Genomic DNA, 23289 nt, shown 5'->3' with positions numbered 1-23289 from the left:
GGGCAGCCCGTCGGAGGGGTGAAATGGCCTGTGCAAGCGGCCGCGGTCTTCATGCCATGAGAGTCGTGGCCTGGATGGTGGTGTGGGCCTGCGCGGGTGCCAATGGCGCCACGCTGTGCGACATCGGCCGGCGCCAGTCGCCCATCGACATCCGGCCGGGCACGACCGCGCGCCAGGCGTTGCCGCCCCTGAACTTCGACTACCATACCGCGCCCTTGAAGCTGGCGGACGATGGCCATACCGTGCGCGTGCGTTTTGGCCGCGGCAGCGAACTGCGCATCGGCAAGGAGCGGTATGGGTTGCAGCAGTTTCATTTCCACACGCCCGGTGGTGACCGCATTGCGGGAGAGGAATTTCCGATGGCGGTTCACCTGCTGCACAAGAGCGCGTCCGGGCAGCTGCTGGCGGTGGTGGTGCTGTTCCGCCTGGGCAAAGAAAACCCCTTGCTGGCCAGCCTGCTGCCGCTGATCCCCGCGCGCGCCGATGGCGACCACAGCCCGATGGGTGTGACGGTGGAAGCACGCAGCCTGCTGCCGTCTGGCCGTGGCTATTTCCGTTATCCGGGATCGCTGACCGCGCCGCCCTGCACCGAGGGCGTGGAATGGGTCGTCCTGAAGCAGCCGCTGGAGCTCTCCCCCGCGCAGCTGGCGCGCTACCGGCAGCGCTTTGCCGACAATGCCCGGGCGGTGCAGCCGCTGCACGGACGCGTGGTGCTCGAAAGTCCCTGAGGCCGGCGATGCCGCGGCCTTGTTGCAGGTCAAGGCCTTTTCACACGCAATGTCGAACAATCCCGTTTGTGGCGCTGGCCTGTTGCCGGGCGCACAGGAGTTTGTATGCCTTTGAAGCTTGACACCCGTTTGCCCCGCTGGATTCGCAAAACGCCGGCCACGCGTACCGCGCTCGCCCTGGTTCTGGGCCTTCTGGCCGTCCCGCTCCTGGCCTCGCCGGTGGCGCCGCAGAAGGACAAACCAATCAAGGGTGCCGGGGTGGAGGTCACGGTCACACCCGAGATGATGGGGGCCGGCGCGGTCAGCAGCGGCGTCACGTTGCCTCCCATTCCGCCAGTGACCGGCAGCCGGAAGAATCCGGTGGCGTCCTGGGGCAAGCCCCTGCCTTATCCCATCCTGATCGCCGACCGGCGCAACAACCGGCTGATCGAGATTGCGCCCGACAAGAGCATCGTCTGGGAATTCCCCTCGCCCAGCCTGAAGGTGTACCGCGGCAATGAAGACGTCAATTTCTCTGCGGACGGCAAGTTGCTGGCCGTGAGCGAGGAGGACAACTTCGATGTGCACATCGTCGACTACGAGAAGCGCCAGCTGACCTGGACCTACGGCATGCCCGACCGGCGCGGCAGTGGCGAAGGCCTGTTGAACTACCCGGATGATGCGCACCTGCTGGCCGATGGCAAATTCCTCACTGCCGATATCCGCAACTGCCGGGTGCTGATCATCGACCCGGCCACCAACAAGATCGCCACCCAGTGGGGCACACCCGGCAAGTGCAAACACAATCCACCCCACGAACTGGCCCACCCGAATGGCGCCACGCCGCTGGACAATGGCGACATCCTGGTGACCGAAATCAGCGATGCGTGGATCTCGCGCATCACCCGCGAGGGCAAGGTGTTGTGGAGCGTCAAGGCGCCCGGCATTCGCTACCCGTCCGACGCGTTCCCGACCGTGGACGGCAAGCAGGTCATCGTGGCGGACTTCTGGAAGCCCGGCCGAGTGGTGATCTTCGATCCGGCCACGCGAAAGGTCACCTGGGAGTACTTCGTGAAAGACGGCGAGAAGGCGCTGGACCATTCCTCGATTGCCCGCGAACTGCCCGATACCGGTGACATCCTGATCGTGGACGACCTGAACGACCGCGTGATCGTGGTTGACCGCAAGACCAAGGAGATCATCTGGCAATACGGCGAGAAGGGCAAGAAAGGCTTCAAGCCTGGCCTGCTGAACTACCCCGATGGCGTGGACCTCGACGTCTTCCGCGACTGGAAGTCGGCGCTGAAGAAGTAGTCGCAGCCGGATCCTGCTGCGCGGGTCGGTCAGCGCGGGCTACCGCAGGAAAGCGTCGTAGCCGGTCTTCAGGATCAGCGCGCTGACCACGACGATGAACACGCCGCGCACGAAGCCCGCGCCGTGCTTGAGCGCCAGCCGGGTTCCCAGCAGGCTGCCCGCTACGTTGGCCAGCGCCATGGCCACCATGAAATGCCACCAGACGTGGCCTTTGGCGGCAAACAGGATCAGCGCAGCCAGGTTGGTCGCGGTGTTGACCAGCTTGGCCGACGCCGACGCGTTCAGGAAGTCATAGCCGAGCAGGCGCACGAACAGGAACACCAGAAAGCTGCCGGTGCCCGGCCCGAAGAAGCCGTCGTAGAACCCGATCACCGCACCAATTGCCGCAGCCAGCCATTTTTCAAGGGAGCCCGCAAAGCGCGGTGCGTGAGTGCGCCCGAGGTCCTTGCGGGCCAGCGTGTAAACCAGCACCGCCAGCAGAATCAGCGGCAACAGTTTGCGCAGAAAGCCGGGGTCGATCACCGTGACGACCCACGCCCCGGCAAAGGCGCCAGCAAAACCCGCAACCGTGGCCGGCATCAGGGCGGCCCAGCGCATCTGCACCCGCCGGCTGTACTGCACCGTGGCGATCGCCGTCCCCCAGACCGAGGCGCTCTTATTGGTGCCGAACAGCGTGGCCGGATGGGCAGAGGGGAAGGTGGCGAACAACGCGGGCACCAGAATCAGGCCGCCACCACCCACGATCGAGTCCACCAGCCCGGCCAGCAGCGAGGCCAGCGAGATGATCAGAAGTTCCATGCGGGGATTGTCGCACCCGGATTTGCTATAAAAGTCATAGCGTCATATGGCCATATGACGCTGGGAAAAGGCCTGCTGGATGCCGAAAAAAGAAAAGGCGCCGGGTTGCGGCGCCTTTGAATGCGTCTCGGACGGACGCCTGAACATTGGATTGTGATGTTTGAGAGTGTCTCCTCGGTCCCCTGCAAGCAGGGCCGGGGCCCGTTTGCGAGTGCGCGAACTGTACGGGGCGCACCGGTTCTGTGCATCAGGGATTTCCCGTGCAGTTTCAGCTCGCCCATGTTCCACAACCGGGCATTTGACGGGGGTCAAGGCGGTCTTGACCCCTGAAGCGGCTGGCATGGGGTTTGCACTGAGTGTCCTGTACCACACCCGAACAGGAAGCAGGATGAAGAACACAGTGGGCGCGAAGGTGGCGATTGGTGTTTGCGCACTGGTCATGGGCATTGCCGTCTGGGCCCAGCCGGGGCAGCCGGACGCGCCGGCGGTGCCAGCGGCCGTTTCGGCCAGTGCTGCCGCCGATGTCGGCGCCCAAGGCGTGCCGGCCATCTTGGCTTCTGCCCAGGCACCGGTTCCTGTGGCTTCTGCGCCTGCTGTCGCCGCCCCCGCCCCGCTGACCCGGCCGGCTCTGGTGGCGCAATCCAGCCTCAACGGCGCCGATACGGCCTGGATGATGACGGCCACGGCGCTCGTGCTGTTGATGACCCTGCCCGGCATCGCGCTGTTTTACGGCGGCATGGTGCGCAAGAAGAGCGTCATCAACACCATGGCCAGTGTTGTGGCAATTGCCGCTGTGGTCACCCTGCTGTGGTTCGCCTTCGGCTATTCGCTGGCCTTCACGCCCGGCAACGGCTGGATCGGTGGCACCAGCCGGTTCTGGTTCGAGGGCCTGTCCTACCTCAAGGACGCGGGGAAGGTGTCGGTCAGCCACATCGCCCCGAACATTCCGGAATCGGTGTTCTCAATGTTCCAGCTGACCTTTGCCATCATCACGCCGGCACTGATTGTTGGTGCGTTCGTGGAGCGGATGAAGTTTTCGGCGATGCTGTGGTTCATCGTGCTCTGGTCCCTGCTGGTGTACGCACCTGTGGCGCACTGGGTCTGGGAACCGGGGGGCTGGATCGCGCGGATGGGCGCGCTGGATTTTGCCGGTGGCACGGTGGTGCATGTCAACGCCGGCATCGCCGGCCTGATGTGTGCGTATTTCATCGGACCGCGGCGGGGCTATGGTCGAGAGGCCTTCGAGCCGTTCAACCTCGGCCTGACCATGGCCGGTGCCGGGCTGTTGTGGGTCGGCTGGTTCGGTTTCAACGCCGGCTCGGCGGTGGCGGCGGACGGCCGCGCCGGCCTGGCCATGGCGGTGACCCACATTGCCGCCGCGGCGGGCGCCGTGACCTGGATGCTGGGCGAGTGGATCGTGCGCCAGCGGCCGTCGCTACTGGGCCTGTGTTCCGGGCTCGTTGCAGGTCTGGTGGCCATCACACCGGCGGCGGGGTTCGTGACACCGGGCTCTGCGGTGGTCATTGGCGGCATTGCCGGACTGGCCTGCTACTGGGGCGCCACGGGACTCAAGCGCCTGCTGCAGGCCGATGATTCGCTGGACGTGTTCGGTGTGCACGGCATCGGTGGCATCGTCGGATCCCTGTTGACCGGTCTGCTGGCGAGCCCGCTGGTGTCGGGCGTGCAGGGCAGCGTCGCGACGCAAGCGCTGGCGACGCTGGTTGTGCTCGCCTATGGCGCGGTCATGAGCGCTTTGCTGCTGATCGTGATCCGCAAACTCGTGGGCCTGCGTGTGGACGAGTCCGCCGAGCAGACCGGCTTGGACATTGCGCAACACCGCGAGCGCATTGGCACCTGACCCCTTTGCCGACTGCCGTCCAGGAGAACACCATGCTGCCCAGTGAAAGACTTGCGATCGCTGCCCGTCTGCATGTGCTCCTGCGCCGCAAGACCGGCCGGGTGACGGATACCGAATGGCTGGCCGTCAACGCCGAATATGCGGCCGAGATTGTGCGTTTTGCCCGGGAGCGTGCCCTCGAGCCCGGCATGGAAGACGTCGCCGAGTGGGCCGGACGCCTGGAGCAGGCCATGATGGCTGCGCCCGCGCCCCGCAAGACCTTGCTCGGCGCCATCGCGCCACCGCGCGCGCCCGCTCCGGCCACAGGCCCTGCCGTCGCGCGCGAGAGCGAGGCCAGAAAACCCGGCTGGGCCGAGTCCCTGTTTTCTGACACCCGGCCGCCGGGACCCCGTGATCCGGACGACGCAGACAGTGGACGCTACGTCGGCGGGCTGCGCTGAGGGGTCGATGACCCGGCGGTTTGCGCCAACGGCCTGCGGCATGGGCAGGGCCGGCCATCGTTGCGCAAAGAAAGTGCCTCCCGCTGACAGGGAGACCGGACCCGTGCCACTTAGTGGGCGTCGGCCATGATCCAGCGCGCCGCTTTTTCGGCCATCATCAGCACCGGGCTGTTGGTGTTGCCGCTGGTGATGGTGGGCATCACGCCGGCATCCACGATGCGCAGACCGGCCACGCCGTGCACGCGCAGACGGCTGTCCACTACCGCCATCGGGTCGTCGGCGCGGCCCATTTTCGTCGTGCCGATCGGATGGAAGATGGTGCTGGCGATGTCGCCAGCCAGGCGCGCCAGTTCCTCATCCGTCTGGAATTGCACGCCGGGCCGGAACTCTTCGGGCTTGTATTTCGCCAGGGCCGGCTGGGCAACGATCTTGCGGGTCAGGCGCAGGCTGTCGGCGGCGACTTTGCGGTCTTCGTCAGTGCTGAGGTAGTTGGGCGCAATGGCCGGCGCGTCCTCGAAGCGGGCCGATCGGATCTGCACCGTGCCGCGGCTGGTGGGGTTCAGGTTGCAGACGCTGGCGGTGAAGGCCGGAAACGCGTGCAGCGGCTCGCCGAAGGCATCCAGGCTCAGCGGCTGGACGTGATATTCGATGTTGGGGTAGGGCCGGTCAGGCGAGCTGCGCGTGAAGGCGCCGAGCTGGCTGGGCGCCATGCTCATCGGGCCACTTTGCTTGAGCGCGTATTCCAGACCGATCTTTGCCTTGCCCCAGAGCGAGTTGGCCAGCGTGTTGAGCGTCTGCACGCCCTGCACTTTGAATACGGCCCGGATCTGCAGGTGATCCTGCAGGTTGGCGCCCACGCCGGGCAGCTCATGCACCGGTGCAATGCCGTGCTGTTGCAGCAATGCGCCGGACCCGATGCCCGAGAGCTGCAGGATCTGCGGCGTACCGATGGAGCCCGCGCAGAGGATGACCTCGCGCGTGGCGGTCGCCGTGACCAGCTCGTGGCCGTTCCAGACCTGTGCGCCGGTGCAGCGCTTCGGGCCGTCTGCCGGCGCATCGACCACCAGTCGGGCGACCTGCGCCGATGTCCAGAGCTCGAAATTGGGGCGCGCGTAACAGGTCGGGCGCAGGAAGGCTTTGGCCGTGTTCCAACGCCAGCCGGCGCGCTGGTTGACCTCGAAGTAGCCCACGCCTTCGTTGTCGCCGCGGTTGAAGTCGTCGGTGGCCGCAATGCCGGCCTCCTGCGCGGCCAGCGCAAAGGCGTCGAGCACGTCCCAGCGCAGGCGCTGTTTCTCGACGCGCCATTCACCACCCGCCTGGTGGTGGCGCAGCACCTGACGCCAGACGGCGTCGGCTGCGTCACCAGGCGTTTCCAGCAACTCGGAGGGCGTGCCCTTGGCGCCGTGCGCGGCGTTGGCGCCCTTGTAGTGATCCTCGTGCAGCTTGAACCAGGGCAGCGTGTTGCGCCAGGACCAGGTCTCATCGCCGGTCAGCTGCGCCCACTGGTCGTAGTCGCGGGCCTGCCCGCGCATGTAGATCATCCCGTTGATGCTGCTGCACCCGCCCAGGGTCTTGCCGCGTGGGTAGCGCAGCGTGCGCCCGTTCAGGCCGGCGGCCGGCTCGGTGTTGTAGAGCCAGTCGGTGCGCGGGTTGCCGATGCAATACAGATAGCCCACCGGGATGTGGATCCAGTGGTAGTCGTCCTTGCGCCCGGCCTCGATCAGCAGCACCCGCTTGCTGGCATCGGCCGACAGCCGGTTGGCCAGCAGGCTGCCCGCTGTGCCGGCGCCGACGATGATGTAGTCGAAGGTGGTTTCGCTCATTTCGCGGTCGGCATCACGAACTCGGCGCCCTTGGGCGTGCTCTCGGGCCAGCGCTGCATGATGGATTTCTGCTTCGTGTAGAAGCGCACACCCTCCTCGCCATAGGCGTGCATGTCGCCGAACAGGCTGCGCTTCCAGCCGCCGAAGCCGTGCCAGGCCATGGGCACGGGGATTGGCACGTTAATGCCGACCATGCCCACCTGGATGCGGCGGCTGAACTCGCGCGCCACGTTGCCGTCGCGGGTGAAGCAGCTCACACCGTTGCCGAATTCGTGGTCGTTGACCAGTTGCACCGCGGCAGCGAAATCAGCCACATGCACGCACACCAGCACCGGGCCGAAGATTTCTTCCTTGTAGATGCGCATGCCGGGCGTGACCTGGTCGAACAGCGTGCCGCCCAGCCAGAAGCCTTCCGAGCAGCCGGGGCCGGCGCTCGCGCCCTGGAAACTGCGCCCGTCCACCAGCAGCTGGGCGCCTTCCTTGACGCCCTGCTCGATGTAGCCGGTGATGCGGGCGTGCGCGGCGGCGGTGACGATGGGGCCCATCTCGGCGTCCAGCTCCATGCCGTCCTTGACCTTGAGGGCTCGGGCCCGCTCCACCAGTTTCGGGATGACCTGGTCGCCGACGTCGCCAACAAACACGGCCACGCTGATGGCCATGCAGCGCTCGCCGGCCGAGCCATAGGCCGAGCCGATCAGCGCGTCCACGGTCTGATCGATGTCGGCGTCGGGCATGACCACCATGTGGTTCTTCGCGCCGCCCAGCGCCTGCACGCGCTTGCCATGGCGTGCACCGGTCTCGTAGATGTAATTCGCGATCGGCGTGGAGCCCACGAAGCTGATGGCCTTCACGTCGGGGTGCACCAGCAGCGCGTCCACCGCTTCCTTGTCGCCCTGCACCACGTTGAACACGCCGTCCGGCAATCCGGCCTGTTTGAGCAGGTCGGCGATGAACAGGCTGGCGCTGGGGTCGATCGGGCTGGGCTTGAGCACGAAGCAGTTGCCGGCCGCGATGGCCAGCGGGAACATCCACATCGGCACCATCACCGGAAAGTTGAACGGCGTGATGCCCGCCACCACGCCCAGCGGCTGGCGCAGCGTCCAGTTGTCGATGCCGGTGGAGACCTGGTCGGTGAAATCGCCCTTGAGCAGCTGTGAGATCCCGCAGGCGAACTCGACGATGTCGATGCCGCGCGAGACCTCGCCCTGCGCGTCGGTGAACACCTTGCCGTGCTCGAGCGTGATCATCTCCGCCAGCGCGTCCTTGTGGTGGTTTAGCAGCTCCAGGAACTTGAACATCACCCGCGCGCGACGGATCGGCGGGGTGTCGGCCCAGGCCGGGAAGGCGGCTTGCGCAGCGGCTACGGCTGCGTCCACATCGGTGCTGCTGGCCAGGGCCACCTGGCCGGTGACGGCGCCGGTGGCGGGGTTGAAGACATCCTGGGCGCGAGCGCTGTTGCCGCGCGTGCGCTGTCCGTTGATGTAGTGCTGAATAGTGGCTGTGCTCATGGTGAAATCTCCGGGGAATCCAGCGAGTGTCGCCAAATCCCCCCGGGATTTCCAACGATTTCGCTTCAACCACCGACTATATGGCCCCGGGGAGGCCCCGGCCCTGTGTTCCACAGGCGGCCGCGTCTGTTCAATCTGACCATAAAGATTGGCTATCAATAGCTTAGAAAAAACCAAATTCCACTATTGATAGGTCATCGCTATGATTCACCCATTGGTTCAGACAACCAATCGATTCATCAACCGCAAAGGAGTCCCTCATGTCCCTGATCAACACGCCCGTTCAGCCCTTCAAGACCACCGCTTTCGTCAACCGCAGCGGCAAGGGCGAGTTCATTGAAGTCTCCGACCAGAGCCTGAAAGGCAAGTGGTCGGTGCTGATCTTCATGCCGGCCGCGTTCACCTTCAACTGCCCGACCGAGATCGAGGACGCTGCCGACCACTACGCCGAGTTCCAGAAGGCCGGTGCCGAGGTCTACATCGTCACCACCGACACGCATTTCTCGCACAAGGTGTGGCACGAAACCTCCCCCGCGGTGGGCAAGGCCAAGTTCCCGCTGGTGGGCGACCCCACCCACACCCTGACCAACGCCTTCGGTGTGCACATCCCCGAAGAAGGCCTGGCGCTGCGCGGCACCTTCATCATCAACCCCGATGGCATCATCAAGACGCTGGAAATCCACTCCAACGAGATCGCCCGCGACGTCAAGGAAACGGTGCGCAAGCTGAAGGCCGCCCAGTACACCGCCGCCCACCCGGGTGAAGTGTGCCCCGCCAAGTGGAACGAAGGCGCCAAGACCCTGGCCCCGTCGCTGGACCTCGTCGGCAAGATCTGACCGGCCACGGCTCTCCCCCCGCGGCACCCCGGGTGTCGCGCGCCGGACGGCGACAGGGCCTTGCCCCTGCCGTCCGGCTTTTTTTCGCCAAAAATAGCCAATACCCAGCGTCGAACGGTCGTTCAACGCTACTGAATCAGGAGTTCACACCATGCTCGACGATACCCTCAAGTCCCAACTCGCAGCCTATCTGGAGCGCGTGACGCAACCGTTCGAGCTGGTGGCCACTCTGGGCGACGACGACACCTCGCGCCAGATGCTCGACCTGCTGCAGACCATCCAGTCCCTGCGCGCCGACAAGATCACGCTGCGCACGGATGGCACCGATGCTCGCAAGCCTTCGTTCACGCTGCAGCGCGCGGGCTCCCCCAACAGCCTGCGCTTCGCCGGTCTGCCGCTGGGCCATGAATTCACGTCGCTGGTGCTGGCCCTGCTGTGGACCGGCGGCCACCCGCCCAAGGTCGAGGCCGAGGTGATCGAGCAGATCCAGGCGCTGGACGGTGACTTCAACTTCGAGGTCTACATGTCCCTGAGCTGCCACAACTGCCCGGACGTGGTGCAGGCGCTCAGCCTCATGGCCATCCTGAACCCCAAGGTCAAGACCACCGTGATCGAAGGCGGCGCCTTCCAGGACGAGGTCAACGCCCGCGAAATCATGGCGGTGCCCATGGTCTTCCTGAACGGCACCGTGTTCGGCTCCGGCCGCATGGGCGTGGAAGAAATCGTCGCCAAGCTCGACACGGGTGCGGCTGCGCGGGACGCGGCCAAGCTTAGCGCCAAGGCGCCGTACGACGTGCTGATCGTCGGCGGTGGCCCGGCCGGCGCGGCCGCCGCGGTCTATGCCGCGCGCAAGGGCATCCGCACCGGTGTGGCGGCCGAGCGCTTCGGCGGGCAGGTCAACGACACGCTGGCGATCGAGAACTACATCTCGGTGCTGGAGACCGACGGCCCCAAGTTCGCCGCTGCCCTGGAGGCCCATGCCCGCGCCTACGACGTGGACATCATGAACCTGCAGCTCGCCGACAAGCTGATCCCGGCTGCCGAGCCGGGCGGGCTGATCGAGGTGAAGCTGGCCAATGGCGGCTCGCTCAAGGGCAAGACCGTGATCCTGTCCACCGGCGCGCGCTGGCGCAACGTCAATGTGCCCGGCGAGGCCGAGTACAAGAACAAAGGCGTGGCCTACTGCCCCCACTGCGACGGCCCGCTGTTCAAGGGCAAGGACGTGGCGGTGATCGGTGGCGGCAACTCCGGCATCGAGGCCGCCATCGACCTGGCCGGCGTGGTGAAGCACGTCACCGTGATCGAGTTCATGCCCGAGCTCAAGGCCGATGCCGTGCTGGTGCGAAAGCTGCACAGCCTGCCCAACGTGACGGTGCACACCAACGCCCAGACCACCGAGATCACCGGCGCCGAGGGCAAGGTCAACGGCCTGCGCTACAAGGACCGCGCCACCGGCGAGGAGCACCTCGTCCCGCTGGCGGGCGTGTTCGTGCAGATCGGCCTGGTGCCCAACACCGAATGGCTCAAGGGCACGCTGGAGCTGACGAAGTTCGGCGAGATCGTGATCGACGCCAAGGGCCAGACCAGCGTGGCGGGCGTGTTTGCGGCCGGCGACTGCACCACGGTGCCGTTCAAGCAGATCGTGATCGCGGCCGGAGCCGGCGCCACCGCGGCCCTGAGCGCCTTCGACCACCTGATCCGCACGCCGGCACTTGAAGCCGTTGCGGCCTGAGGGCGGCGCGGGTCAGGCCGCGCGCTGCAACGCCGGCAGGGGGCTGGCCGCGCGGGCCCTCTCGCTGGTGCCGACGCTGATGTCGCCCGCGAGTTGCCCGCCTTCCTCGATCACCACCTTGCCGTAGCGGATGGTGCCAGTCACCTTGCCGGTGCCATAAATCACCAACCGGTCGCGCACGGTCAGGTCGCCGTCAAAGCTGCCGCGGATTTCCGCGATGTCGATCTGGGCCGAGCCCTTGAACGCGCCGATCTCGGCGATCTGCATCAGGCGCGAATCCATGGTCGCCTCCACCAGGCCTTCGACGACCAGCGTGTCGCAGTCGGTGATCTCGACCCCCTTGAGCTTGATGTTGGGGCCGACGATGAGCTTGCTGCCGCCCGGCACTGCAACGGACGCCTCTGCCACTGGCGAGAGGGGCACGCCCTCGACCGGGGGTGCAACGGGTGGGCTGTCGCTTGCCCTGGCGGCCGCCGGGGCATCGCCCGTCAGGCTGGCGTGCGGGCTGGGACGCGTGGGCAGGACGGGGGATTCACGCTTGCCGAAAAAGGGGGTGGAGGCCATGGAGAGTCCTGAGTGAAGAGGTCTCCATCCTGGGGCCCCAAGGGCTTACAACTGGCGTCGCAGACGCAAGATCGGTAACCAAATAAGTTCGAAATCAGCCGGGCGCGGCCGCATGGGCACGTCCGCCGAAGATAGCCGTGCCGACCCGCACCATCGTGCTGCCGGCATGGACGGCGGCTTCCAGGTCGGCGGTCATGCCCATGGACAAGGTGTCCAGCGCCAGGCCGGCCGCGCACAGCTGGTCGAACAGCGCGCGGGCCTGGCGGTGCACGGCCAGCGCCGTGGCGAAGTTCGGCGCGGGCTCAGGGATCGTCATCAGGCCCCTGAGCACCAGGTTCGGCAACTGCGCGACCTCGCGCGCCAGCGTCAAGGCATCCGATGGTGCCACCCCCGACTTGGTCGGACCGCCGTCGATATTCACCTGCAGGCAGACCTGCAGCGGCGCCCGGTGCGCGGGCAGCTGCTCCGACAGGCGTTGCGCGATCTTCAGCCGGTCCACCGTGTGCGCCCAGTCGAAATGCTCGGCCACCAGCCGTGTCTTGTTCGACTGGATCGGCCCGATGCAGTGCCAGACCAGTGGCAGATCGGCCAGCGCTGCCATCTTGTCCACCGCCTCCTGGATGTAGTTTTCACCGAAAGCGGTCTGGCCCGCTGCATGGGCCGCACGCACCGCCTCAGGACCGAAGGTCTTGGATACCGCCAGCAGCGCCACCTCTGCCGGGTCGCGCCCGCAGGCTCGGCAGGCGGCTTGCACGCGCGTGCGCACGCTCTGGAGATTGTCCGCAATCATCGTCATAATGGCCGCGAGCGTATCAAACGAGCGAGGGATCCGTGGACATTACCCAACTGCTGGCATTCAGCGTCAAGAACAAGGCCTCTGATCTGCACCTGTCGGCGGGGCTGCCACCGATGATCCGGGTGCACGGCGATGTGCGCCGCATCAACGTCGAGGCGCTGGACCACAAGAGCGTGTTCGCCATGGTCTACGACATCATGAACGACTCGCAGCGCAAGGCCTACGAGGAGTTCCTGGAGGTCGACTTCTCGTTCGAGATCGACGGCCTGGCGCGCTTTCGTGTCAATGCGTTCAACCAGCAGCGTGGCGCTGGGGCGGTGTTCCGAACCATTCCATCCAAGATCCTGACACTGGAGCAGCTCAACGCCCCTCGCATCTTCGGTGATCTGGCGCTCAAACCCCGCGGCATGGTGCTGGTGACCGGGCCGACAGGCTCCGGCAAGTCGACCACGCTGGCGGCGATGGTGAACCACCTCAACGAAAGCGAATACGGCCACGTGCTCACGATCGAGGACCCGATCGAATTCGTGCACGAATCCAAGAAGTGTCTGATCAACCAGCGCGAGGTCGGCCCGCACACGTTGAGCTTCAGCGCGGCGTTGCGCTCTGCGCTACGGGAGGACCCGGACGCCATCCTGGTCGGCGAAATGCGCGACCTGGAGACCATCCGCCTGGCGATGACCGCCGCTGAAACCGGCCACCTGGTGTTTGGCACGCTGCACACCTCGAGCGCTGCGAAGACGATCGACCGCGTGATCGACGTGTTCCCGGCCGAAGAAAAGGACATGATTCGCGCCATGCTCAGCGAATCCCTGCAGGCGGTGATCTCGCAGACCCTGTGCAAGACCAAGGACGGCCAGGGCCGGGTGGCTGCGCATGAAATCATGATCGGCACCAGCGCCATTCGCAACCTGATCCGCGAGGCCAAGGTGGCGCAGATGTATTCGACCATTCAGACCGGCAACAACGTCGGCATGCAGACCCTGGACCAGAACCTGACCGATCTGGTGCGGCGCAACGTCATCTCCGCAGCAGAAGCCCGCGCCAAGGCCAAGATCCCCGAGAACTTCCCGGGTTGATCTTCCGGCGGTCCGATCGCAACAACTGTCCAGCAAAAGGGGGAAGGTTCATGAAAGGCATACTCGGATTGCTGCGGCACAAACTGCCGCCGGAAGAGCGCAAAGAGGCGGGCGAGTCCGTCTTCTTCTCCACGGCGTTTGCCGATCACGGCATCAGCGCCGACGTGGCCATCCCCTGGGAGGCGCGCGCGGTCGAGGTGGGCGCCAAGCGCTTGAACGCAGACAAGGGCGCGCCCAAGCTGCAGGCCCTGTGGGCCCGTGACCCGCACATGAAGCGCCTGGACAGCGCCGCGATGGACCAACTCATGCATTTCTTCGACTTTGCCACCGTGGCGGCCGACCGCGAACTGATGCGCCAGGACGAATACGGCAGCTTCATGATCGTTCTGCTGTCGGGCAACATGGCGGTGGACCGCGACCAGCAATGGGGCGAGCGCGTGCGCCTGAGCGAGGCGCGCCCGGGCGAGATCCTGGGCGAGATGTCCCTGCTCGACAGCGGCAAGCGTTTCTCCCATTGCATCACGCTGACCGAATGCGAGGTCGCCATCCTCGGCGCCGAGGCGCTCGATGAAATGATGACGGTGCGCCCGCAGCTGGCCGCGAGCCTGATTGCCCTGCTGGCGCGCAAGATGTCGCTGCGTCTGCGCGCCGTCGGCGCGCGCATGACCGAGCGGCGCTGATCGTCCTCCTATCCGAACACATCCACCATGGAACGCGATCAGGCAAGCAAATTCATCAACGACCTGCTCCGGCTGATGATCAGCCGCAACGGCAGCGACCTTTTCATCACCGCTGACTTCCCGCCCGCCATCAAGGTCGACGGGCAGGTGACCAAACTCTCGCCGCAGCCGCTGACCGGCGCACACACCCAGGCGCTGGCGCGCTCGATCATGAGCGACAAACAGGCTGCCGATTTCGAGCGGTCCAAGGAATGCAACTTCGCAATTGCGCCGGCCACGATCGGACGCTTCCGCGTCAGCGCGTTCGTGCAGCAGAGCAAGATCGGGATGGTGTTGCGGGTGATTCCGGCCACCCTGCCCACCATCGACGGGCTTGCGATGCCGCCGGTGCTGAAGGACATCGCGATGTCCAAGCGCGGCCTGTGCATCCTGGTCGGCGCCACCGGTTCCGGCAAGTCCACCACCCTGGCGGCCATGATCGACTGGCGCAACGAGAACTCCTTCGGCCACATCATCACGGTGGAAGACCCGGTGGAGTTCATGCACACGCACAAGAACTGCGTGGTCACGCAGCGTGAGATCGGCATCGACACCGAGAGCTGGGAGGCGGCGCTGAAGAACACGCTGCGCCAGGCTCCGGACGTGATCCTGATGGGCGAGATCCGCGACCGCGAAACCATGGAGCACGCGGTTGCGTTTGCCGAAACCGGCCACCTGTGCATGGCCACGCTGCATGCCAACAGCGCCAACCAGGCGCTGGACCGGATCATCAACTTCTTCCCCGAGGAGCGGCGCGCGCAACTGCTGATGGACCTGTCGCTGAACCTCAAGGCCATGATCTCGCAGCGCCTGATCCCGCGCCAGGCCGGCAAGGGGCGCATTGCCGCGGTGGAGATCATGCTCAACAGCCCGCTGATTGCCGACCTGGTGTTCAAGGGCGAGGTCTCCGAGATCAAGGAAATCATGAAGAAGAGCGGCAACCTGGGCATGCAGACCTTCGACCAGGCCCTGTTCACACTGTATGAATCCCACACGATCACCTACGAAGACGCGCTGCGCAACGCCGACTCCGTGAACGACCTGCGCCTGCAGATCAAGCTCAACAGCCAGCGCGGCAAGTCGCCCGACCTGGCTGCCGGCACCGAACATTTCTCCATCGTCTGAACGCGCCCGCCGGCGTCGCGCGACATCAACCCGATACCTTCCTCATGAGCAGCATCCAGCCACGCGCCTACGAGTCCACGCCCGCCCGCAACGTCGCCTTTCTGGGGCTGGGCGTCATGGGCTATCCCATGGCCGGCCATCTCGCCCGCGCCGGCCACCGTGTCACGGTGTACAACCGCAGCGCATCAAAAGCAATAGCATGGTGTGACGAATTCACGCTGGGAAGCCGGCCAAAACATGCTGAAACGCCGCGCGAGGCGGCCCAGGGCGCCGACATCGTGTTCTGCTGCGTCGGCAACGACGATGACCTGCGGTCCGTCACGCTGGGGGCCGATGGAGCCTTCGCCGGCATGGCGCCGGGCGCGATCTTCGTGGACCACACCACGGCCTCGGCCGACGTGGCGCGCGAGCTGCACGCCGCCGCGAAGAACATCGGCCTGCACTTTGTCGATGCGCCGGTCTCGGGCGGCCAGGCGGGCGCCCAGAACGGCGCACTGACCGTGATGTGTGGCGGCGATGCCGCGGCTTTCGAGGCGGCGCGGCCGGTGGCCATGGCCTTCTCGCGTGCGTTCACGCTGCTGGGCGCCAGCGGCGCCGGGCAACTGGCCAAGATGGTGAACCAGATCTGCATCGCGGGCCTGGTGCAGGGCCTGAGCGAGGCCATCGCCTTCGGCCAGAAGGCGGGGCTGGACATGAACCAGGTGCTGGACGTGATCGGCAAGGGCGCAGCGCAAAGCTGGCAGCTGGACAACCGCGGCAAGACCATGGTGGCCGACCAGTTCAACTTCGGCTTTGCGGTGGACTGGATGCGCAAGGACCTCGGTCTGGTGCTCGACGAGGCCCGCCGCAACGGTGCGCGCCTGCCGGTGACGGCCCTGGTGGACCAGTTCTATGCCGATATCCAGCAGATGGGCGGGCAGCGCTGGGACACTTCCAGTCTGATCAAGCGCCTGCGCTGAGGATCTGATGCCCTCCTGCTTGCCACTGCGCGTGCCGCCTGGTGGCGACAGCAGCGACTCAGGATTTCGGGGCTGAGGCTGGCGCGGCGGACGGGGTGGCCGGGGTGGCCGGGGTCGGGGGCGGCGGCTGCAGCTGCGCTTCGGTCACGATCTCCAGCACGCGCACCACGCGCTGCACGCCGCTGGTGCTGCGTGCGATCTCGGTCGCCCGGTTGGCTTCGGCCTGGGTGACGCGGCCCATCAGGTAGACGGTGTTGCGCTCGGTCACCACCTTGAACAGCGTGCCAAACACGTCCGACGCATCCACCATCGACGCCTTGACCTTGGCCGTGATCAGCGAATCCTCCGAGCGCTGGCTGAACGAGGTCACGGGCATGACCCCGAGCTCATTGACCACGGAGCGCACGCCGGGCACCTTGCCCACGATCTGCTGCGCCTGCTGCTTGTCCTGCTCGGTGAGCACCTCGCCGGTGATCAGCACCTGCGCGTTGTAGCTGGTCACGTTGATATGGGACCGCTCGCCGAACGTGCCACTCAGGCTGCTCGACGCGCGCAGCTCGATGTTCTGGTCGTCCACCTGCGCGCCGGTGCTGCGCCGGTCGGTCGCGACCATGCCGCCGGCGACGGCACCGCCGACCACGGCGGCGGCGCAGCCACCCAGGGCGACGGCAATGGCAGCGGCTGCCAGCGCGCCGAGCAGGTAACGGGCGTTGTTCATGTTCTTCATGGGGAGAGCTCCTGTTCACCAAGTAACTGGGTGTCCACGCCGTCGCACAGGCAGTGCAGCACCAGCGTCTGGACTTCATGGATGCGCGCCATGCGCTCGTGCGGCACGCAGACCTGCACATCGGTCTCGCGCAGCGCCTGGCCCACCGGGCCACCGCCCTGGCCGGTCAGCGCCAGCACGGTCATGTCGCGCTCATGCGCCGCGTCGATCGCGCGCAACAGGCTGGCCTCCTGGCCGGCAATGGATATCACCAGCAGCACATCGCCGGCCTGGCCCAGCGCGCGCACCTGGCGCGCAAACACCTGGGCAGCCTCGTCGCCGCGCACGATGGCGGTCAGCACCGCGCCGTCGGCGTTCAGCGCCAGCGCGGCCAGCTCGGGCCGCTCGCGCTCGAAACGCCCGACGAACAGCGTTGCGAAATGCTGCGCCAGCGTGGCGGATGCGCCGTGTCCGCAGGCCAGCACCTTGCCCCCGCTGGTCACGCAGGCCAGCAGCGCCTGAATGGCGGCCTCCACCGGTTTGCACAGCGTCTGCGCGGACTGGTACTTCAGGTCGGCGCTGTCGATGAAATGCTGTTGGATGCGTTGCTCAAGCATGGTCTTTGATGATAACCGCCGTGTCTGAAGCCACGGCCAAGGGGCGTAACAAGCCGTTTCAGGTCGGCTGTGGGGCGCGGGTCAGCCCGCGTCGAATGCCCCTTGGAGCCATTGCAGGCCCGCGGGTTCCACCACCACCACGTCAAAGCGGCACGGCGGCGGCGCGCCCAGGCGCATCAGGTAGTGGCGGGCGGCGAAGATGATGCGCCGCTGCTTCGTGGCGCTCACGCTCGCGGCGGCACCCCCGTGCGAGGTGCTGGCGCGCTGGCGTACCTCGGCAAACACCAGCGTGCCGTCTGGTGCGCGCAGGATCAGGTCGATTTCGCCGCCCCCGCGCCCCGGCGTCCGATAATTGCGCGCCAGCAGCCGCAGGCCGGCGGCTTGCAGATGGCGCAGCGCCGCGTCCTCGGCGGCGTCGCCCTTCTGCTTCGTGGTGGGCGGTGTGGCCGCCTGCAGACCGGCCATTTTTGCCAGGAAACCCATTGACCTCCTCCTTGAGCGCTTCTTTTGCCCCGGCCCTGAGCGCGGCCCGCGAGGCCGCGTCGCACCAGCATTATCCGCAGGGGGCGTTGTTTGTCGTGGCCACGCCGATTGGCAACCTGGCCGACATCACGCTGCGCGCGCTGCATGTGCTGGCGCTGGTGGACGCGGTGGCCTGCGAAGACACCCGCCACACCCAGCAGCTGCTGCGCGCCTACGGCATCGAGCGCCCCGGCGCGCAGCTGCTGGCCGTGCACCAGCACAACGAGGCCGAGGCCGCCGGCGCGGTGATCGACCACCTGCGCCACGGCCTGCGCATCGCCTATGTGTCGGATGCCGGCACGCCGGCCGTCAGCGACCCCGGCGCACGCCTGGTGGCCGCCGTGCGCGCCGCCGGCCTGCCGGTGGTGCCGCTGCCCGGCGCCAGCAGCATCACCACACTGCTCAGCGCCGCGGGCATGACGCAGGAGGGCGGCTTCGTGTTTGCGGGCTTCCTGCCCACCAAGGCCGCCGAGCGCGAGCGCGCCGTGGTGCTGCTGGCCGCCGAACCGCGGGCCGTGGTGCTGCTGGAAGCCCCGCACCGCATCGAGGCCCTGGCCGGCGCACTGGCCGCGTTGGGTGAGCGCCTCGTCACATTCGGGCGCGAGCTGACCAAACAGTTCGAAGACATCGTCACCCTGCCCGCCAGGGACGGCCCGGCCTGGCTGGCGGGCGATGCCAACCGCCTGCGCGGAGAATTCGTCGTCGTGCTGCACGGTGCGAGCGTGGCGGCCGATGCCGGTGACGACCAACGCGTGCTCAAGCTGCTGCTGGCCGAGCTGCCGCTCAAGACCGCCGTCAAGCTGGCCGCCGAGATCACCGGCCGCCCGAAGAACACGCTGTACGACGCAGCGCTGGCGCTGCGCAAGTCCGAGGACGAGGCCTGAAAACTCCTGAATCAATAGCAATTGGTAACCGCCGGACGCTGGGAACAGGCCATTTCGACCCGTATTTCGGGCGAAGAGCTTTTTTTGAGGTTCTTCGTGGACCGATCAGGTCCGCGCGAATCGCCCGTCGTCCAGCACCCGCGCCCGCCCGTCGGCCACCAGCTCGTCGAGGTGCTGGGCAATGGTGCGCCGCTCGGCGTCGTTGACCCACAGCTCGTCATAGCCGACCGGGTAGGTCAGGCGGCGCTGCACCAGGGCATCCAGCGTGGATGGCCCGTCGCCCAGCATCTGCAGCAGGCGCTCGGCGCGCTCGTCGATGCGGGCGGTGAAAGCGGCCAGCAGGTCCAGAAAGATCGCCCGGTCGCTGACGACGCCGCGGTGGTGTGACGTGACCCATGCGCGCGCCGGGATGGCTTTCACCGCCTCCAGCGAGCGTCGGAAGGCCGCCAGGCTGGAGGTCGCGTCGCCGTAGTAGGGGCCGAAGCCGGTGAGGTCGATGTCGCCGATGAAGGCCACGCCCGCCGGCTCCACCAGCAGCGCGCAATGGCCGCTGGTATGCCCGGGCAGGTGGATGGCGGTGACGGAGATGCCGCCGCCCAGGTCCCACCGCGCACCGTCGGCATACGGCTGGGCGTCGGGCCGGGGGTGGTAGTGAAACTTCGCCGCGATCATCGCGCGCAGGCGCTCGCTGGTGTCGCCCGGGTAGCCGTAGTGGCGGGCCAGCCCCGCCCAGCTGCGGGCGGCCTCGACATCGGCCTCGTGCACCCAGACCGCCGCGCGCGGCAGACGGTGCAGGCCGGCCATGTGGTCTTCGTGCACATGGCCCAGGATGACGGTATCGACGCCATCCAGCGCCGGCCCGATGCGGTTGGCCACCAGCGGCGTGTCAAACGCCACGCGCAGGTCCGAACCGGCCACCACCACCTGGTTGCCGTCCGGGTACTTGCCGTTGCGGTCGCCAAAGAACACGGTCACGGCGCCGATCTGTTGCTGGGGTACTTCCGTCATCAGGTCTGGGGTTGAATGGATTGGCTGAAATGATTGGCCTCTGGGGATTCTGCCGCAGCAGGCGTCGGGGAGGTGCCGGGAAGCCTTTGAAAGTTCCTGCGGGGAGGCGGATCAGGCCGGCGCGGCGCGCATCGCAGCGAATGTCCCCCGGCCTGCGGCCTCCTCCTTGATTTCGCTGCGATGCGCGCCGCGCCGGCCTGATCCTGTCGAGGGTCGCGCGGCCTTCAGGCGCTTGATGGCGAATCCCTATCAGCGGTAGAACGCGTACGCCACCCCGATCGCCGCCACGATGCCCACCGCATCGGCAAACAGCGCGCAGCCCAGCGCGTGGCGCGTGTCCTTCACGCCCACGCTGCCGAAGTACACCGCCAGCACGTAGAAGGTGGTCTCGGTGGAGCCCTGGATGATGGCGGCCAGCCGCCCGGCAAACGAGTCCACCCCGTGTGTCTGCATCACGTCCACCATGAGCCCGCGCGCGCCCGAGCCCGAGAGGATCTTCATCAGCCCCACCGGCAGCGCCGGCAGAAAGTCGGTGTTCCAGCCCAGCGCCGCCACGCCCGCGCCGATGGCGCCCATCACATAGTCCATGCAGCCGGCGGCGCGAAACACGCCAATGGCCACCAGCATCGCCACCAGGTAGGGAATGATGTTGACCGCCACGCCAAACCCCTCCTTCGCGCCTTCGACGAACACCTCGTACACCGGCACCCGCTTGGCCGCTCCCGCCAGCAGAAACACCAGCACCAGCGTGACGATGGCCAAACTCCCCGCCAGCCCCATCCAGCGCGCCGCTACTTCAGGCGGCAACTGGCCCAGGCCCCAGAGCACCGCGCCGATGGCGGCTCCGAATGCCGCCAGCGGCACCAGCAGGCGCGCGTGCCAGATCGGCAGGCGCTGCACCACCGCCACAGCCAGCAGGGCCGCCAGCAGCGAGATCGACGTGGCCACCAGCGTCGGCAGCAGGATGTCGGCCGCGTTGAAACCCGCCAGCCCCTGCTTCACCGCCAGCGTCTGGCGGATCGCAATCACCGAGGTGGGAATCAGCGTCAGCCCCGCCGTGTTGAGCACGATGAAGAGAATCTGCGCGTCGGTGGCCCGCGCGGGCTGTTGATTGAGCGACTGCAGTTCCTGCATGGCCTTGAGGCCCAGCGGTGTGGCCGCGTTGTCCAGCCCCAGCAGGTTGGCCGAGACGTTCATCACCATCGCGCCCTGCGCCGGGTGGCCGGGCGGCACACCGGGAAAAAGCTGGCGCAATGCCGGGGCCGCCAGACGCGCCAGCGCATCCACCATGCCCGCGCGCTCGCCGATGCGCAGAATGCCCAGCCACAGCGCCATCACGCCAACCAGCCCGATGGAAATGTCGAAGCCGGTGCGCGCCGAATCGAACATCGCCGCCAGCAGCTTCGGGAACACCTCCATGTCCCCCATCACCAGCCGAGCCAGGGCCACGGCGAAGGCGCTGACGAAGAAGGCCAGCCAGATGAGGTTCAGGAGCATGGGCGGGGTGGTGGGGCCAGCGAGTTGTTGGCAGTGCGGTCAATTTTGCCTGACGGGGCGGGGCGTCGGGCGCTACGAAGTCAGTAGCTGTTTGTGACCATTTGACGCTGGGGAGAGGCCAATTTGTCGAAAATTTGGTTGTGAAGGCGCTCCGCCGGGGTGCGGGCGAAGGCGAAGGGTACAGAGGCGGGTTGATGACGTCCGTTTTTCTGCTGCCCGGATTTGAGGAGTGAGCGTCCACAGAGCAGCGGGAGCGGTCGATTGGGGATCGCCCGCCGAGCTCACCCTGCCGGCGGGTGGCAGTGCGGCAACGAATGCCCGGAAGGCGTCGGCGCCGCCCCATTTAGCCCTCAAGCGCCGCCGGGATGTGTCCCTCCCGGATGGCCTTGATGAACGCCCTGTAGTCGGTACGGTTCTGCGCGGCGTATTCGACCGCGAATTCGCCGATCGCGTCATCGAAACTCTGACCGCTGCCCATGTAGCCGGCCATCATCGCGGCGTCGCCAGTGCGGGCATGCGCGCGGGCCAGCGCGTGCGCGCACATCCGGCCGTAGTGCCGCAGCATGGCGCTGTCCCAGTCCTCGATGACCGCGGACATCTTCATGTCACGCAGCTGGCGCACGTAGACATCTCGGCCGTTTTTGCCTCGGGTCCAGCCCAGGAACACGTCGCTCGCTGTCTGCATCAGCCGCTGGCCCACCACGACCCGCTGGCCATGATTGGCATGACGGCTCTTGCCCGCGTAGGGTTCGAGCACCGAGGCGCGCGCTTCCTTGATCTGCAGGAACAGCGGGTCGTCGTCGGCCGCCATGAACAGCCCGATGGTGCAGAACGTCCCGACACTGCCCACGCCAACGACCTTTGCCGCCAGATCGAAGAAGTGGAAGCGGTCGAACAGCGTCTGTATGTGTTCGGGCAAGCTTGTCCGATACGAGGCAATGGCCTCGGCGTACCCTGATGCGAGCTCGGGCGTCAATTCCGTCGATGGATGGAAGATCAGGGGCGGTTCGTCCTTGATCCTGGGCCTTCCCCCTTCGAGCGAAACCAGCTTCGGATACAGAAAATCGGGAACGGATTTGCGCTGCTCACGCTCGAGGCGGGCGGCAAATCGTTTTCGGGCCTCCTTCATGACGGCCGGATCGGCCGACCGGTCTTCGTACTTCTGCAGATCGATCTTGTCGTACCAGACGTCGAGGGCCCGCATCGTCGCGTAATCGCTCATGCGCTCGCGGTAGCCGCGCACCAGGTCGGTGGCCACGCGCGCCGCGTCGTTGTTGGGTAGCTCCAGATACCTCGCCGCGATCACCACGCTTGCCGCCAGGCGCTTGAGGTCCCACTCGAATGGGGCTGGCAGAGTCTCGTCGAGATCGTTGATGTCGAAGATCACGTTGCGCTCGGGCGTCGCGAAGGCACCGAAGTTCATCAGGTGCGCGTCGCCGCAGGCCTGCACGCGGATGCCGCTGGTCGGGGTGTGGGCCAGGTCGGCGGCCATCAGCGCGGCGGCGCCGCGGTAGAACGCAAACGGCGACGCAGACATGCGGCCGAAGCGGATCGGGATCAGCTCCGGCACGCGGCCCTCGTTGGACGCGCTCAGAAGTTCGACCGGGTCCCGGCGGCCCTTGAACGGCTGCCATCCCGCGTGCGACGTGCGGGGCGTGCCATCGCGCAGCGCTTTCCCTTGGGCAGCCCGCTCGTCGGCGGACAAGTAAGGGGTATCGGTTTGAGGAGCCCCTTGCGTCTTGTTGCGCTTGTCGGTCTTGGCCATCCTGATTCCTCCAGTAACTTGGGTGAAGCAGC

General features: G+C 66.6%; 22 protein-coding genes. 11 read left to right on the top strand and 11 right to left on the bottom strand.

What is annotated here, in order from left to right; genetic code table 11:
• Positions 1-56 precede the first annotated feature (56 nt).
• Both ACMUOY_RS10855 and ACMUOY_RS10850 read left to right on the top strand, forming a co-directional pair.
• Positions 57-728: a carbonic anhydrase gene (locus tag ACMUOY_RS10855; protein ID WP_413892739.1), complete on the top strand. Its 672-nt coding sequence runs from the start codon at positions 57-59 to the stop codon at positions 726-728.
• Between the two features lie 105 nt (positions 729-833).
• Positions 834-2021: a PQQ-binding-like beta-propeller repeat protein gene (locus ACMUOY_RS10850; protein ID WP_413892738.1), complete on the top strand. Its 1188-nt coding sequence runs from the start codon at positions 834-836 to the stop codon at positions 2019-2021.
• Between the two features lie 39 nt (positions 2022-2060).
• Here the strand turns inward: ACMUOY_RS10850 and ACMUOY_RS10845 are convergent, their stop codons facing one another.
• Positions 2061-2819 (bottom strand): sulfite exporter TauE/SafE family protein, encoded by a 759-nt coding sequence (locus ACMUOY_RS10845; RefSeq protein WP_413892737.1) that lies wholly within the window; start codon positions 2817-2819, stop codon positions 2061-2063.
• A 388-nt stretch (positions 2820-3207) separates the two neighbouring features.
• Between ACMUOY_RS10845 and ACMUOY_RS10840 the strand changes: the two genes are divergently transcribed.
• Together ACMUOY_RS10840 and ACMUOY_RS10835 are read left to right on the top strand one after the other, a co-directional pair.
• Complete coding sequence (locus ACMUOY_RS10840; protein WP_413892736.1) at positions 3208-4677, top strand: ammonium transporter; 1470 nt, start codon at positions 3208-3210, stop codon at positions 4675-4677.
• Between the two features lie 32 nt (positions 4678-4709).
• Complete coding sequence (locus tag ACMUOY_RS10835; RefSeq protein ID WP_413892735.1) at positions 4710-5117, top strand: hypothetical protein; 408 nt, start codon at positions 4710-4712, stop codon at positions 5115-5117.
• A 110-nt stretch (positions 5118-5227) separates the two neighbouring features.
• Here ACMUOY_RS10835 and ACMUOY_RS10830 read toward each other — a convergent pair whose 3' ends face one another.
• Both ACMUOY_RS10830 and ACMUOY_RS10825 read right to left on the bottom strand, forming a co-directional pair.
• The gene (locus ACMUOY_RS10830; RefSeq protein WP_413892734.1) at positions 5228-6940 is read right to left on the bottom strand and encodes a GMC family oxidoreductase; all 1713 of its coding nucleotides are present in this window, start codon (positions 6938-6940) and stop codon (positions 5228-5230) included.
• Positions 6937-8448, bottom strand: a complete 1512-nt coding sequence (locus ACMUOY_RS10825; protein ID WP_413892733.1) for a CoA-acylating methylmalonate-semialdehyde dehydrogenase — start codon at positions 8446-8448, stop codon at positions 6937-6939. Before ACMUOY_RS10825 ends, ACMUOY_RS10830 begins: the two co-directional genes overlap by 4 nt.
• A gap of 260 nt (positions 8449-8708) precedes the next feature.
• Here ACMUOY_RS10825 and ahpC point away from each other — a divergent pair, with 260 nt between their 5' ends.
• Positions 8709-9284, top strand: coding sequence for an alkyl hydroperoxide reductase subunit C (gene ahpC / locus ACMUOY_RS10820; protein WP_413892732.1), 576 nt, complete (start codon positions 8709-8711; stop codon positions 9282-9284).
• Positions 9285-9435: 151 nt separating this feature from the next.
• Positions 9436-11016: an alkyl hydroperoxide reductase subunit F gene (gene ahpF, locus ACMUOY_RS10815; RefSeq protein WP_413892731.1), complete on the top strand. Its 1581-nt coding sequence runs from the start codon at positions 9436-9438 to the stop codon at positions 11014-11016.
• 12 nt (positions 11017-11028) lie between these two features.
• On the opposite strand, the gene ACMUOY_RS10810 is transcribed toward ahpF, so the two are convergent.
• Together ACMUOY_RS10810 and ACMUOY_RS10805 are read right to left on the bottom strand one after the other, a co-directional pair.
• The gene (locus tag ACMUOY_RS10810; RefSeq protein ID WP_413892730.1) at positions 11029-11580 is read right to left on the bottom strand and encodes a bactofilin family protein; all 552 of its coding nucleotides are present in this window, start codon (positions 11578-11580) and stop codon (positions 11029-11031) included.
• A 94-nt stretch (positions 11581-11674) separates the two neighbouring features.
• The gene (locus tag ACMUOY_RS10805; RefSeq protein ID WP_413892729.1) at positions 11675-12376 is read right to left on the bottom strand and encodes a pyridoxal phosphate-binding protein; all 702 of its coding nucleotides are present in this window, start codon (positions 12374-12376) and stop codon (positions 11675-11677) included.
• Between the two features lie 35 nt (positions 12377-12411).
• Here ACMUOY_RS10805 and ACMUOY_RS10800 point away from each other — a divergent pair, with 35 nt between their 5' ends.
• From ACMUOY_RS10800 to ACMUOY_RS10785, 4 genes are read left to right on the top strand one after another with little or no spacing between them, the layout of a single operon-like run.
• A complete protein-coding gene (locus ACMUOY_RS10800; protein ID WP_413892728.1) occupies positions 12412-13455 on the top strand; it encodes a type IV pilus twitching motility protein PilT in 1044 nt (347 codons plus the stop codon).
• 50 nt (positions 13456-13505) lie between these two features.
• A complete protein-coding gene (locus tag ACMUOY_RS10795) occupies positions 13506-14135 on the top strand; it encodes a cyclic nucleotide-binding domain-containing protein (RefSeq protein WP_413892727.1) in 630 nt (209 codons plus the stop codon).
• A 27-nt stretch (positions 14136-14162) separates the two neighbouring features.
• Complete coding sequence (locus ACMUOY_RS10790; protein WP_413892726.1) at positions 14163-15299, top strand: PilT/PilU family type 4a pilus ATPase; 1137 nt, start codon at positions 14163-14165, stop codon at positions 15297-15299.
• 44 nt (positions 15300-15343) lie between these two features.
• Positions 15344-16258: an NAD(P)-dependent oxidoreductase gene (locus ACMUOY_RS10785; protein WP_413892725.1), complete on the top strand. Its 915-nt coding sequence runs from the start codon at positions 15344-15346 to the stop codon at positions 16256-16258.
• A gap of 58 nt (positions 16259-16316) precedes the next feature.
• Here ACMUOY_RS10785 and ACMUOY_RS10780 read toward each other — a convergent pair whose 3' ends face one another.
• The 3 genes from ACMUOY_RS10780 to ACMUOY_RS10770 form a co-directional block, all read right to left on the bottom strand.
• On the bottom strand, positions 16317-16985 hold the full coding sequence (locus ACMUOY_RS10780; protein ID WP_413892724.1) for a BON domain-containing protein: 669 nt from the start codon (positions 16983-16985) through the stop codon (positions 16317-16319).
• On the bottom strand, positions 16982-17581 hold the full coding sequence (locus ACMUOY_RS10775; RefSeq protein WP_413892723.1) for an SIS domain-containing protein: 600 nt from the start codon (positions 17579-17581) through the stop codon (positions 16982-16984). Before ACMUOY_RS10775 ends, ACMUOY_RS10780 begins: the two co-directional genes overlap by 4 nt.
• An 81-nt stretch (positions 17582-17662) precedes the next feature.
• Positions 17663-18064: a YraN family protein gene (locus tag ACMUOY_RS10770; protein ID WP_413892722.1), complete on the bottom strand. Its 402-nt coding sequence runs from the start codon at positions 18062-18064 to the stop codon at positions 17663-17665.
• An 11-nt stretch (positions 18065-18075) separates the two neighbouring features.
• Between ACMUOY_RS10770 and rsmI the strand changes: the two genes are divergently transcribed.
• Positions 18076-18987, top strand: a complete 912-nt coding sequence (gene rsmI, locus ACMUOY_RS10765; protein ID WP_413892721.1) for a 16S rRNA (cytidine(1402)-2'-O)-methyltransferase — start codon at positions 18076-18078, stop codon at positions 18985-18987.
• 105 nt (positions 18988-19092) lie between these two features.
• Here the strand turns inward: rsmI and ACMUOY_RS10760 are convergent, their stop codons facing one another.
• From ACMUOY_RS10760 to ACMUOY_RS10750, 3 genes are all read right to left on the bottom strand, one after another.
• The gene (locus ACMUOY_RS10760; RefSeq protein WP_413892720.1) at positions 19093-19995 is read right to left on the bottom strand and encodes an MBL fold metallo-hydrolase; all 903 of its coding nucleotides are present in this window, start codon (positions 19993-19995) and stop codon (positions 19093-19095) included.
• 249 nt (positions 19996-20244) lie between these two features.
• On the bottom strand, positions 20245-21492 hold the full coding sequence (locus ACMUOY_RS10755; RefSeq protein ID WP_413892719.1) for a nucleoside recognition domain-containing protein: 1248 nt from the start codon (positions 21490-21492) through the stop codon (positions 20245-20247).
• 343 nt (positions 21493-21835) lie between these two features.
• Positions 21836-23257, bottom strand: coding sequence for a DUF2252 domain-containing protein (locus ACMUOY_RS10750; RefSeq protein WP_413892718.1), 1422 nt, complete (start codon positions 23255-23257; stop codon positions 21836-21838).
• Positions 23258-23289: the final 32 nt, after the last annotated feature.

This window comes from Candidatus Skiveiella danica (assembly GCF_022705245.1).
Lineage (GTDB): Bacteria > Pseudomonadota > Gammaproteobacteria > Burkholderiales > Burkholderiaceae_C > Skiveiella > Skiveiella danica.
Note: the sequence above shows the minus strand (reverse complement) of the source record. Positions and strands in the feature narration are given on the sequence as shown.